This is a genomic window from Telluria sp. LT2P80, assembly GCF_059685955.1.
Window position 1 is genome coordinate 65,627 of sequence record NZ_JCASIO010000003.1, and the last position, 13,197, is coordinate 78,823.

At 63.0% G+C, this 13,197-nt stretch carries 11 protein-coding genes; 10 read left to right on the top strand and 1 reads right to left on the bottom strand.

Annotation, left to right across the window (positions count from 1 at the left end; translation table 11 throughout):
• Positions 1-35: 35 nt before the first annotated feature.
• A complete protein-coding gene (locus AC56LW_RS09580; protein ID WP_499633796.1) occupies positions 36-758 on the top strand; it encodes a carbonic anhydrase in 723 nt (240 codons plus the stop codon).
• A gap of 61 nt (positions 759-819) precedes the next feature.
• Here the strand turns inward: AC56LW_RS09580 and AC56LW_RS09585 are convergent, their stop codons facing one another.
• A complete protein-coding gene (locus AC56LW_RS09585; RefSeq protein ID WP_499633798.1) occupies positions 820-1,206 on the bottom strand; it encodes a hypothetical protein in 387 nt (128 codons plus the stop codon).
• Positions 1,207-1,506: 300 nt separating this feature from the next.
• Here AC56LW_RS09585 and AC56LW_RS09590 point away from each other — a divergent pair, with 300 nt between their 5' ends.
• The 9 genes from AC56LW_RS09590 to AC56LW_RS09630 all read left to right on the top strand — a co-directional run bounded on the left by AC56LW_RS09590 (position 1,507) and on the right by AC56LW_RS09630 (position 13,073).
• Positions 1,507-5,202: a nitrate reductase subunit alpha gene (locus tag AC56LW_RS09590; RefSeq protein WP_499633800.1), complete on the top strand. Its 3,696-nt coding sequence runs from the start codon at positions 1,507-1,509 to the stop codon at positions 5,200-5,202.
• A gap of 25 nt (positions 5,203-5,227) precedes the next feature.
• On the top strand, positions 5,228-6,787 hold the full coding sequence (gene narH, locus AC56LW_RS09595) for a nitrate reductase subunit beta (RefSeq protein WP_499633801.1): 1,560 nt from the start codon (positions 5,228-5,230) through the stop codon (positions 6,785-6,787).
• On the top strand, positions 6,784-7,434 hold the full coding sequence (gene narJ / locus AC56LW_RS09600) for a nitrate reductase molybdenum cofactor assembly chaperone (protein ID WP_499633803.1): 651 nt from the start codon (positions 6,784-6,786) through the stop codon (positions 7,432-7,434). Before narH ends, narJ begins: the two co-directional genes overlap by 4 nt.
• Before the next feature lie 10 nt (positions 7,435-7,444).
• Positions 7,445-8,128: a respiratory nitrate reductase subunit gamma gene (narI, locus tag AC56LW_RS09605; protein WP_499633805.1), complete on the top strand. Its 684-nt coding sequence runs from the start codon at positions 7,445-7,447 to the stop codon at positions 8,126-8,128.
• 31 nt (positions 8,129-8,159) lie between these two features.
• Entirely contained in the window at positions 8,160-8,906 is a 747-nt protein-coding gene (locus AC56LW_RS09610) for a peptidylprolyl isomerase (RefSeq protein ID WP_499633807.1), read from the top strand.
• 143 nt (positions 8,907-9,049) lie between these two features.
• Positions 9,050-10,990 (top strand): type IV pili methyl-accepting chemotaxis transducer N-terminal domain-containing protein, encoded by a 1,941-nt coding sequence (locus AC56LW_RS09615; RefSeq protein ID WP_499633809.1) that lies wholly within the window; start codon positions 9,050-9,052, stop codon positions 10,988-10,990.
• Between the two features lie 22 nt (positions 10,991-11,012).
• Positions 11,013-11,693: a response regulator gene (locus AC56LW_RS09620; protein WP_499633811.1), complete on the top strand. Its 681-nt coding sequence runs from the start codon at positions 11,013-11,015 to the stop codon at positions 11,691-11,693.
• A 72-nt stretch (positions 11,694-11,765) separates the two neighbouring features.
• Positions 11,766-12,695, top strand: a complete 930-nt coding sequence (locus AC56LW_RS09625; protein ID WP_499633813.1) for a DnaJ C-terminal domain-containing protein — start codon at positions 11,766-11,768, stop codon at positions 12,693-12,695.
• A gap of 12 nt (positions 12,696-12,707) precedes the next feature.
• Positions 12,708-13,073 carry a chaperone modulator CbpM gene (locus tag AC56LW_RS09630; RefSeq protein WP_499633815.1) on the top strand — a complete coding sequence of 122 codons (366 nt, stop codon included), beginning with the start codon at positions 12,708-12,710 and terminating at the stop codon, positions 13,071-13,073.
• Positions 13,074-13,197 lie beyond the last annotated feature (124 nt).

The following is a 13,197-nucleotide window of genomic DNA, read 5'->3' on the forward strand; positions in this document are numbered from 1 at the left end:
GGCTGATGCAATTCACGCCACCAAGGAGAACATCGGTGCACGGTATTGAAAAGTTTGTACACGGTTTCACATGCTTCCAGCAGCAATACTTCAGTGAGCCGCAGAACGTGCCTGACAGTTTGCGGGCCGGGCAGCGTCCAGCCACGCTGGTCATCGGGTGCTGCGATGCACGCGTCGATCCCATGCTGCTGACCGGCAGCCTGCCGGGTGAACTGTTCGTGGTGCGCAATATCGCCAACCTGGTGCCGCCATGTACGCCGCAGGCGCCGCCTGGCGTCAGTTCGGCGATCGAATTTGCCATTTGCAATCTCGAGGTCGCGCGTGTCATCGTACTGGGTCATTCGCATTGCGGCGGAATCCGCGCCCTGATGGGCCCGCGCACGCCAGTGGCCGAGACGGATTTCGTCGGTCAGTGGATGCGCATTGCAGAGCCGGTAGCGCGCCAGGTGAGGCGCGACCTGGCGCACCGCAGCAGCGCCGAGCAGCACAAGGCTTGCGAGTTCGCCAGCATTCTGCAGTCGCTCGACAATCTGCTGACCTACCCGTGGTTGAAGCGCCGCGTCGAACAGGGACTGGTCAAGCTGCACGGGTGGTATTTCGATATCGAGGCAGGTGCGTTGATGGCCTATTCTGCGCGGCAGCAGCGATTCTTGCCGCTTGTGTGTCCACTGGTACCGCGCCGCGATGTGCAGCTTGGGCAGGTGGACAAGAGCGCTCTGCCGTGGACGGACAGCGTGGAGGCTGCGCGCGCAGCTTGAGCCCCCGGCGTGGCGCCGCGTTGCCAGCGCCGCTGCGGTCGGTTGCAGGGCGCGGCGGGCGTCAGGCGTAGCGCAGTACGGCGCCACCGCGGCCGAACGCGGCAAACCGGTCCATCTGACCGGCCCGGATGTAACTCACCATCTTCTCCAGTGCTGCGTCGGTGCGTCGTCTGTCCGGCAGCAGGCCACCAGCGCCACCGAGCGTGCTCACCAGCACGACATCCCAGTGCATGCCCAACTTGCTGGCCTCCGCTTCGAGGTTGGCGAATGTATCGAGCTCCCCGACCTGCTTGGCCACACACATGACCGGGACCAGAGTCTGGCGCGGGGCGGCCGCCGTGGGGCCCGGTTCGGCCTCTGACGCGGCAAAGGCCAGCAGCAACCGTTGTGGCTCGTCCTGCATTGCTGCTGCAACCAGCAGCCCTTCGAAACTGTCGATATTCATCATTGATTCCTGTTGATCTGCGGCGCGCGGCAAAGTGACGGCACCCTGACCCTTATAGTCTGCCCGCCCAGGCCTGCCAATCGGTGGCAGTAACTAGTGCGGGTAGTCCTTTTGGCACAGGCGGCGCACGGCTAGTCATTAAGGTGTACGCCGGACTAGTTCCTCTCGCATCCGGATGCGGGCTTCTTGCCGATACCGGGAAACGGTCGTGCTCCGTAGACTGATTTCATCGGCGGTCCATGCAGCGTGCGTGGGACCGAATTCATTTCCTGGCCCGGCACGCGGCGCCAGCGAGGAGGCAGCATGAGTCATTTTCTGGATCGACTGAAGTTTTTCAGCAAGACCACATCGACGTTCTCGGACGGCCACGGCGCTGTCGTGAACGAAGACCGCACCTGGGAGAACACCTACCGCCAGCGCTGGCAGCACGACAAGATCGTGCGCTCGACGCACGGCGTGAACTGCACCGGCTCGTGCAGCTGGAAGGTGTATGTCAAGAACGGCCTGATTACGTGGGAAACCCAGCAGACCGACTATCCCCGTACCCGGCCCGACCTGCCCAACCACGAACCGCGCGGTTGTCCGCGCGGCGCCAGCTATTCGTGGTACGTGTATTCGGCGCAGCGCGTCAAGTATCCGATGGTGCGCGGCCGCCTGATGGAGATGTGGCGCGAAGCACGCCTGACGATGGACCCGGTCACAGCCTGGGACTACATCAGCCAGGATCCGGAACGTTCGGCGCGGTACAAGTCTGTGCGCGGCCTGGGCGGTTTCGTGCGCGCCACCTGGGACGAGAGCAACGAGATCATCGCCGCCGCCAATGCGCTGACGATCAAGAAATACGGCCCCGACCGTATCGTCGGCTTTTCGCCGATCCCTGCGATGTCGATGGTCAGCTACGCGGCCGGCACACGCTACCTGTCGCTGATCGGCGGCGTGGCATTGAGTTTCTATGACTGGTACTGCGATTTGCCGCCGGCCAGCCCGCAAGTCTGGGGCGAGCAGACCGACGTGCCGGAATCGGCGGACTGGTACAACTCGACCTATCTGATGGTATGGGGATCGAACGTGCCGATGACGCGCACGCCGGACGCCCACTTCTATACCGAAGTGCGCTACAAGGGCACCAAGACCGTGGCCGTGTCGTCCGACTTCGGCGAGATGGCCAAGTTCGGCGACATCTGGCTGGCACCGAAGCAGGGCACCGACGCGGCGCTGGCCATGGCCATGGGCCACGTCATCCTCAAGGAGTTCCACGCCCAGAGCCAGTCGCAGTATTTCAAGGACTACGCCAAGCAGTTCACCGACTTCCCGATGCTGGTGTTGCTCACCGAGCAGAATGGCTACCTGGCGCCCGAGTATTTTCTGCGCGCCTCGCACCTGGCACACAATCTCGACGAGACCAACAACCCCGACTGGAAAACGCTCGTCATCGACGACGCCAGCGGCGACATCGTTGCACCGGCCGGCTCGATCGGTTTCCGCTGGGGCGAGTCGGGCAAGTGGAATCTGGAGATGAAACAGGGCGGCAACAACCAGCCCATCGATCCACGCCTGTCGCTCATCGACAGCAGCGACGCGGTGGTCTCGGTCGGCTTTCCGTACTTTGGCGGCCGCGATGCCAAGGACATGTTGCCGCGCAACGTCCCGGTCAAGCGGGTCACGCTGGCCGATGGCCGCAGCGTGCTCGTGGCCACCGTGTTCGACCTGACCCTGGCCAACTACGGCATCGACCGCGGCCTGGGTGGCGACAACGTCGCCACGAGCTTTGACGACGATGTGCCTTACACGCCGGCATGGCAGGTCAAGCACACCGGCGTGAAGGCGGCCGACGTGATCACCGTGGCCCGTCAGTTCGCGCAGAATGCCGACCAGACCCGCGGCAAGAGTATGGTCATCGTCGGCGCGGCGCTGAATCACTGGTACCACATGGACATGACGTACCGGGGCATCATCAATATGCTGATGATGTGCGGCTGCGTCGGCCAGTCGGGCGGCGGCTGGGCCCACTACGTCGGCCAGGAGAAACTGCGCCCGCAAACGGGCTGGACCCCGCTCGCCTTCGCGCTCGACTGGAACCGGCCGATGCGCCAGATGAACGGCACCTCGTTCTTCTATGCGCACACGAGCCAGTGGCGCCACGAAAAGCTGCACACCGAAGAAATCTCGTCGCCACTGGCGGGGGATGACGTGGCGCCGATGAGTCTGCTCGATTACAACGCCAAGGCCGAGCGCATGGGCTGGCTGCCGTCCGCGCCGCAGCTGCAAACAAACCCGCTGGATGTGGCGCGTGCCGCCCTTGCTGCGGGCAAGACGCCGGCCGACTACGCACTGGCCCAGATCAAGGCCGGCAAGCTCGAATTCTCGTGTGACGACCCCGACAATCCTGCGAACTTCCCGCGCAATATGTTCGTCTGGCGCTCGAACATCCTGGGCAGCTCCGGCAAGGGCCATGAATACTTTCTGAAATACCTGCTCGGCACGCAGAACGCGCTGATGAGCAACGAAGACGATTGCATCAAGCCGCGCGACGTCAAAGTACGTCCCGCCGCTGAAGGCAAGCTCGATTTGCTGGTGGTCCTGGACTTTCGCATGTCCACGACCTGCCTGTACGGCGACATCGTGCTGCCAACAGCCACCTGGTACGAAAAGGACGACCTGAACACGTCCGACATGCACCCGTTCATTCACCCGCTGTCCGAGGCCGTGCAGCCCTTGTGGCAGTCACGCTCGGACTGGGACATCTACAAGGGCATCGCCGAGAAATTCAGCGAGATCGGCGGTGCGCTGCTGGGCACCCAGCACGATCTGGTGCTCACGCCGCTGATGCACGATTCCCCGGGCGAACTGGGCCAGCCGTTCGATCCGAAAGACTGGCGTGCCGGCGAGTGCGAGCCGATTCCGGGCAAGACCATGCCGAACATGACGGTCGTGGAGCGCGACTATGCGCAGATCTACAAGAAGTTCACGTCGGTCGGGCCCTTGCTCGAATCGGTTGGCAACGGCGGCAAGGGCATCGCCTGGAAGACCGGCCACGAGGTCGAGGTGCTGCGCGGCGTGAACCGCGTCGTGACGGAAGAGGGCGTCTCGAAGGGCCAGCCGCGCCTGGACACGGCGATCGATGCCTGCGAAATGATCCTGTCGCTCGCGCCGGAAACCAACGGCCACGTGGCAGTCAAGGCCTGGGCCGCGCTGTCGGCCATGACGGGCCGCGACCATACCCATCTTGCGCTGCCGCGCGAGCACGACACGATCCGCTTCCGCGATGTGCAGGCGCAGCCACGCAAGATCATTTCGTCGCCGACCTGGTCGGGCCTGGAATCGGAAGAAGTCAGCTACAACGCCTGCTATACCAATGTGCATGAAATGATCCCGTGGCGCACGCTGACCGGCCGCCAGCAGTTCTACCAGGATCACCGCTGGATGCGCGACTTCGGCGAAGGCCTGTGTGTCTACAAGCCGGCGATCGACACCAAGACCACGGCGGCCATGCTGGGCAACAGCCCGAACGGCAACCGCGAGATCGCGCTCAACTTCATCACGCCGCACCAGAAGTGGGGAATTCACTCGACCTACTCGGACAATCTGCGCATGTTGACGCTCTCGCGCGGCGGGCCGCACGTATGGCTGTCCGAAACCGACGCCAAGGCCGCCGGCATCGTCGACAACGACTGGCTCGAGGTATTCAACGTGAATGGCACGCTGACGGCGCGCGCCGTCGTCAGCCAGCGCGTCCCAGAAGGCATGACGATGATGTACCACGCCCAGGAAAAGATCATCAATGTGCCGGGCGCGGAGATCTCGGGCAAACGGGGCGGCATCCACAACTCGGTCACGCGCACCGTGACCAAGCCGACCCACATGATCGGCGGCTATGCGCAGCTGTCATGGGGCTTCAATTATTACGGCACGGTCGGCTCGAACCGGGATGAATTCGTCCTGGTTCGCAAGATGAACAAGGTCGACTGGCTGGAAGGCCCGTTGGAGCAACCGGCATGAGCGCGTCACCTTCAAGGAGCACAGAATGAAAATCAGAGCGCAAATCGGCATGGTCCTGAACCTGGACAAGTGCATCGGCTGCCACACCTGTTCGGTCACCTGCAAGAACGTCTGGACCAGCCGCGATGGCGTCGAATACGCCTGGTTCAACAACGTCGAAACCAAGCCCGGCATCGGTTACCCGAAGCAGTGGGAAAACCAGGACAAATGGCAGGGCGGCTGGCGTCGCACCGCGGCCGGCAAGCTCGAGCCGCGCCAGGGCAGCCGCCTGAAAATCCTGGCCAACATCTTCGCCAATCCGAACCTGCCGCAGATCGACGAGTACTACGAGCCGTTCACCTACGACTACGAGCGCCTGCAGAATGCGCCGTTGTCCGAGACGCCGCCGACTGCGCGGCCCATCTCGGTGTTGACCGGCAAGACGATGGAAAAGATCGAGTGGGGCCCGAACTGGGAAGACGATCTGGGCGGCGAATTTGCCAAGCGCAGCCAGGATCAGCTGTTCAACAACATGCAGAAGGAGATGTACGGCACGTTCGAGAACACCTTCATGATGTACCTGCCACGCCTGTGCGAGCATTGCCTGAACCCGACCTGCGTGGCGTCGTGCCCGTCCGGCTCGGTCTATAAACGCGAGGACGATGGCATCGTGCTGATCGACCAGGACAAGTGCCGCGGCTGGCGCATGTGCATCTCGGGTTGCCCGTACAAGAAGATCTATTACAACTGGTCGTCGGGCAAGGCCGAGAAATGCACGTTCTGCTATCCGCGCATCGAAGCCGGCCAGCCGACCGTGTGCTCGGAAACCTGCGTCGGACGTATCCGCTATCTGGGCGTGCTGCTGTACGACGCGGACAAGATCGAAGAAGCCGCATCGGTGGCAGATCCCCGCGACCTGTATCCGTCGCAGCTGGGCCTGTTCCTCGATCCGCATGACCCGGCGATCATCGCCGAGGCGCGCCTGCAGGGCATTCCGGACAGCTGGCTGGACGCCGCCAAGCGCTCGCCCGTCTACAAGATGGCGGTGCAATGGAAAGTGGCATTCCCGCTGCATCCGGAATACCGCACGCTGCCGATGGTCTGGTATATCCCGCCACTCTCGCCGATCCAGGCGGCCGCCGAATCGGGCCGCATGGGCCGCAACGGCATCCTGCCCGATACGCAGAGCCTGCGCATTCCCGTGCAGTACCTGGCCAACCTGCTCACGGCCGGCGACGGGCCGCCAATCGTGCGGGCACTCGACCGCATGCTGGCGATGCGTGCCTACATGCGCAGCAAGACCGTCGAGAAAGTCGTCAACCTGGACGTGCTCGAACAGGTCGGGCTGGACCAGGCCACCGTCGAGGACATGTACCACATCATGGCGATTGCCAATTATGAAGACCGCTTCGTGATCCCGAGCAGCCACAAGGAGATGGCGGAAGACAGCTTCAACGAGAAGGGCAGTTGCGGCTTCAGCTTCGGCAACGGCTGCGCCGATGGCGTGAGCGAGCCGAGCCTGTTCGGCAAAAAGAAGCAGGGCTCGACCATCTTCATGGCGATGCCACGGTCGCGCAAGAAAGCTGTAACCCAGGAACCATCATGAAAACCTACCAAGTTCTGTCCGCACTGCTGCAATACCCCGAGCCCGCGCTGTGCGAGGCGCTGCCCGAACTGAGCGTAGCCCTGGCGCCGCACGAGGGCGCCCTGAGCCGGCTCGCCCCGTTGTTTGCGCACCTGGCGGCAACGCCGCTGATCGACCTGCAGCAGCAGTATGTGATGACGTTCGACCGCAATCCCTCGCACTCGCTGCACCTGTTCGAGCACATTCACGGCGAATCGCGCGACCGTGGCCAGGCGATGGTCGACCTGCTGGCCGAGTACAGCCGTCATGGTTTGCAGATGGTCGGCAATGACCTGCCCGATTTCGTGCCGCTGTTCCTCGAATTCATCGGCCAGCAAAGTGACGACGAAGCGGCCCGCCTGCTGGGCGATGCGATCCATGTGCTGGCCCACATCGGCGGCAAGCTCGCCGCGAATGCCAGCCCATATGCATGCGTGTTCGCGCTGCTCGAGACGATGAGCCCGGTTGCTGCGGAGGCGCTCACCGAGCCGCCCGTGCGCGACATGGACGAAGCGCTCGAAACCTTTGGCCCCGGCGCAGACGGGGTCGAGCCCCTGCTCAAGACGATGACAGGCGGGGCCCAACCGATCAATTTCTATCCGAAGGCCGCTGCCACGCAGCGCCCTTGAAGGAATCGCCATGAACTACCTGAATCAATTCCTGTTTGGGATTTATCCGTATATCGCGCTCGTCGTCTTCCTGCTCGGCAGCCTGATCCGCTTCGACCGCGAGCAGTACACGTGGAAATCCGAATCGAGCCAGACCCTGTACACGGGCTGGCTGCGGCTGGCCAGCCCGCTGTTCCACGTGGGCATCCTGGGCCTGTTCTTCGGCCACGTCGTCGGTTTGCTCACCCCCGTCGTGGTCTGGGACACGCTCGGCATCGACCACGGCACCAAGCAACTGGTGGCCATGGTGGCCGGCGGCGTCATGGGACTACTGACGCTGGTTGGCCTGCTGCTGTTACTGGCCCGCCGGTTCTCGAACGACCGCCTGCTGCGGGTGACCACGTTCCGGGACAAGATCGTGCTGTTCTGGATACTCGCGACGCTGTTGCTGGGGCTCTCGTCGATCTTCGCGTCGGCTTCGCACATGGATGGCCACATGATGGTCATGTTGATGACCTGGGCGCAGCACGTGCTGACCTTGCGCGGCGACGCGGCCTCGTTCGTCATCGACGCGCCGCTTGTCTTCAAGCTCCACCTGTTCATGGGTATGTCGCTGTTCGTGATTTTCCCGTTCACCCGCCTGGTGCATGTCTGGAGCGGCTTCGGCGCCCTGGGCTATCTGGGCCGCGCCTGGCAACTGGTTCGTGCACGCTGAGCCCGCACGCTGATTCGTCAAGGAGAACATCATGGGTATTGCTGTCAACGGCGTCGAATTGAGCGACGCCACCATCGCGCGCGAACTGGCGCACCACCAGAGCGCAGCCAACCCGTTGAAACAAACGGTGCACGAACTGGTGCTGCGCGAAGTCCTGTTGCAGGAAGCGGCGCGCCTCGGATTGGGCCAGTTGGAAGAGGACGACCGCATCGAGGCGCTGTTCGTGCGCGAAGTGCGGGTGCCGGAACCCGATGCACAGGCCTGCCTGCGCTATTACCAGAGCCAGGCCGCGCGCTTTTCCAGCGGTGCCATGGTCGAGGCGCGCCATATCCTGTTCCAGGTAACGGCGTCGGCGCCGCTGGACCTGGTGCGCCAGACTGCCGAACTGATCCTCGACGAGTTACGGTTACGCCCCGAGCGCTTCGCCGCGCTGGCTGGTGAATACTCGAACTGCCCGTCCGGCGCCGTTGGCGGCAGCCTGGGTCAGCTGGGACGGGGCCAGTGCGTTCCGGAATTCGAGGAGTTACTGTTTCGGCTCCGGCCGGGTGAGCTGTCGGGCCGCCTGCTGGAAACGCGCTTCGGGTTGCACATCGTGCAGGCTGAACGCCGCGTGGAGGGCAGGCAGGTACCGTTCGACGCGGTGCACGAACAGCTTGCCGACGAACTGCGGCGGCAATCGTGGCAGCGCGCACTGCACCAGTACCTGCATATCCTCGTGGGCCGTGCGGGCATCGAGGGCGTGGAACTGGAAGGGGCGGACAGCCCGCTGGTGCAGTAGCCACCGGTAGTGACCGAAGTTTCCATGCGTTCAGATACTGGGTATATACTCGGTCGCACATCCACTTGTTCTTCTACCGACGGAGCCGCCATGCGTCATGCTGTTCCAGGTCTAGCACATTCAGGCCCGCGCGCAGTTGCGCCGTGCTGACCCCGCTCGTCATCTCGACGTGGCAGAAGCTGTCCACGCGCATTGTCGTCATGCTCGTGAGTTTTTTGTGCCTGGGCTTGACAGTCATCGGCTCGACCTTGCTGCTGACCTGGCAGCTCGAAGGCAGCGGCGGGGCCATCAACGTCACCGGCAGCCTGCGCATGAACAGCTACCGGCTCGGGATGCTGCTGGCGACCGCGCCGGCGCCTGGCGACAGGCCGGTGCACCGGGCGAGGGTGCTGGCACAAGTCGCGCAGATGGACGAGACCCTGGCGTTGATCCGCAGGGGTGATCCGCAGCGGCCGTTGTTGCTGCCACCCGGGGCTGAGATCCAGGCCGGCTTTGGCCACGTCAACACGGAGTGGCACAACGCGCTGCGCCCGCAGATTCTGGCGCACCTGGACCGCTTGACCGCGTCACCGGCCGGGCAGGACGACCTGGAAGCCTGCATCGCCCGGTTCGTCAGTCGGGCCGACACGCTCGTACGCCTGATCGAGCGCGACAGTGAGGCCCGGGCGTTCTGGCTGCGCGCGTCGCAACTGGCCTTGCTTGCACTGGCACTGATCGGCACGATTGCCGTGATTTATCTGCTGTTCAACATGATCATTGCGCCGGTCGAGCGCCTGCAAGGGGGCATCGAGCGCATGCGCAAGCAGGATTTCAGCGTGCGGCTGCCGGTCGACAGCAACGACGAATTTGGCCGGCTGGCACAAGATTTCAATCTGATGGCCGATCGCCTGCACGCGCTGTATGGCAATCTGGAGCAGCTGGTCGAAACCAAGACCGTCGCGCTGGAAAGCCGGAATCTGGAGCTGTCGCTGCTGTTCGAAAGCGCGTCGTTCCTGCAGCACCCCCAATCGGCAGAAGCGCTGTGCGCCGGATTTCTGACCCGGATCCGCACCTTCTTCAACGCCGATGGCGGCTCGGTGCGCGTGCTCGATCCGACGCGCGGCATCCTGCACATGATGTGTCATCAGGGGATTTCAGACGAACTGATGGAGGCCGATCACTGCCTGAAAGTAGGCGATTGCCTGTGCGGCGACGCGGCCCTGAAAAAAATCTCGGTCGTGCACGATATGCGCCGCATGCCCGAATCCGTGCGCCTTGCATGTCATCGCCAGGGCTTTGCGACCGTGTCGGTGTTTCATATTTTTGCGCAGAGCCAGCATCTGGGCTTCTTCAACCTGCACTTTCGCGAAGCAACCACCTTCAATCCGCGCCAGCTGGCCCTGCTCGAAACGCTGGGGCAGCTGCTGGGCACGGCCATTGAAAACCAGCGCCTGGCCGAACGTGAGCGCGAGATGGCCATTTCCGAGGAGCGCAACCTGGTGGCGCAGGGGCTCCACGACAGCATCGCGCAAAGCCTGAATTTTCTGAATCTGCAGGTGCAGATGCTGGAACAGTCGCTCGCGCAGAACCACTACGAGGACGTGGCCATGATCGTGCCGGCGCTGCGCGCAGGCGTTGAAGAGAGTTATCAGGACGTGCGCGAGCTGCTGCAGAACTATCGGACCCGGCTGCAAGAAGGGAATTTTGTGCAGTCGCTCGAAGTGACCGTGGCCAAGTTTCGCCGGCAGACGGGCATCGAGATCGCGTTGCAGGCCGATACCGACGGGGCGCCTTTCCCGCGCGAACAGCAATTGCAGATGCTGTTCATCGTGCAGGAGGCGCTGTCGAATATCCGCAAACACGCGGGCGCCCGGCACGTGCAGGTCCGCCTGCATGACCGGCACGACTTCTCGCTCAGCATCGATGACGACGGCGCCGGATTCGATCCGGCGCTGGTCGGCGCCGAGGACGACGGCCATATCGGTATCCACATCATGGGCGAGCGCGCCCGCCGGATGCATGCGACGCTGGACATCACATCGGCGCCGGGAAACGGAACGCAGGTGCAGCTCAGTCTGGCAAGCGCGCAGCGACGCGCTGCCTAGCCATCACGGAACAAGAAAGAACATGGAACAACTTACCACCCCGGGCGCCGAAACGATCAGCGTGCTGTTGATCGACGATCACACGTTATTCCGTAGCGGCATTCGCTCGCTGCTGCAGCGCCATCCGGAATTCACGGTGGTCGGCGAAGCCGCCGACGGGGTCGACGGCATCAAGCGCGCGCTGCAGCTGCAACCCCAGGTCATTCTGCTCGACCTGCACATGCCCGGCATGTCCGGGCTCGAAACGCTCCACCTGCTGCTCCAGGATTGCCCGGACAGCGCAGTGGTGATGCTGACCGTGTCCGAAGATGCACTCGACCTGTCGGCCGCCTTGATTGCTGGCGCGGCCGGGTATCTGCTCAAGAATATCGATACCGATTTTTTGACCCGCGCGATCCGCCGCGCCGCCGCAGGTGAAACCGTCGTTGCCGAAGCCATGACGGCCAAGCTGGTCGCCCAGTTGCACGGTGGCGCGCTGCCCGTGGCCTCGGAGCTCGACAAACTGACCCCGCGCGAACGCGAAATCATCGGCTGCCTCGCCCGCGGAGAAAGCAACAAGGCGATTGCCCGCACGCTCGACCTGGCCGAAAGCACGGTCAAGATCCACGTCCAGAATGTTCTCAAGAAGCTGAAACTCACGAGCCGCGTGCAGGCGGCCGTCTTCGCCGTCGAACACGGCATTCTGAGCAGCAGTGCCCGATAGCGGGCGGAGCAGGGTGCTCGAACTGCATCACATCGCAACAGCTGACATCGCAGTTACTTTCCCGGGAACTCTGTGAAATATAAAGACTACTACCAGACCATGGGCGTTCCGCGCACCGCCAGTGCTGACGAGATCAAGCAGGCGTATCGCAAACTGGCACGCAAATTTCATCCTGATGTCTCGAAGGATGCATCGGCGAAAGAGAAATTCCAGGCAATCGGCGAGGCCTATGCGGTCTTGAAAGATCCTGAAAAGCGCCTTGCCTACGATGCGCTTGGCAAGGCGTCGGAAGGCGCCGACGTTGCGCCGCCGCCCGGATGGCAGAACAACTTCAGCACGGCTGGGGCCGGCTTCGACGACGCCGACCTTGCCGATCTTTTTGCCGCGTTTGGACGTGGCGGGAGAGGTGGTCAAGCACGCCGGCCAGTGCCCGTCCGGGGCCAGGACGTGGATATTTCCGCGGACGTCACGCTCGAGCAGATTCACGGCGGCGGCGAGATTGAAGTGCGTGCGAATCTGCCCGAGTCCGATGCCCGCGGCATGCAACATCTGGTCAGCCGGACGTTTCGCATCACGATCCCAGCCGGCGCGGCCAACGGCCAGCGGCTGCGCCTGGCAGGCAAGGGTGGCCCCGGCCACCATGGTGGTCAGCCCGGCGACCTGTACGTCGCGCTGGCATTGACGCCGCACCCGTTGTATCGCCTCAGCGGGCGCGATCTGTACATGGATCTGCCACTTGCTCCCTGGGAGGCCGTGCTGGGCGCAGCGGTTCGGATTCCGACACTGGACGGCCATGTAGAACTGACTGTAAAGGCAGGATCCACAGCGGGCCAGCAACTGCGCCTGGCCAAGCGTGGCTTGCGCGGGCCAGATGGTGTTGCCGGTGCGCTTTACGCGGTCATCGTCATCAAGGTTCCATCGCAAGTCAGCGATGCCGAGCGCGCGCTGTATCAGCAACTGGCAGAGGCGTCCAAGTTTCAGGCCCGTGCCAACTTCGGCTAAGGAGATTTACTCATGTCCATGCAAGTGACTCATGCGGTCTGGCTGAACGATACGGCGGTGTGTTCGATCGAGCATCTGGTTGAAGTATCTGGTTTGTCGCCCGATGACATCAGGAATCTGGTCGAGGATGGCGTGATGGCGCCAGCCGATGCATCCAACCCGGGTGCCGGCTTTCATTCGGTGCACGTGCTGACTGCGAGACAGGCGCGCCGGCTGCGCGATGACTTTGAACTGGACCGCAACGGTCTTGCGCTGGCACTGACGCTGCTGCGCCGTATCGAATCACTTGAACAGGCGTTACACATGGCGCAATTGGGTCATGGGTTTGTTTTGCCGGTGGCCGGGGATTTCGATGGAAAAGACTTGGGGCATGACTGAAATATGGCGCGGGTGTGGATCAAGATGCAGTCAGCCAAACGAAAATCCAAGCACCGCATAATCTATATTATGTTAAATGCGCTATGTGTGTTGATGGCTGATTGCAGGTAGAACCTCGGGCATG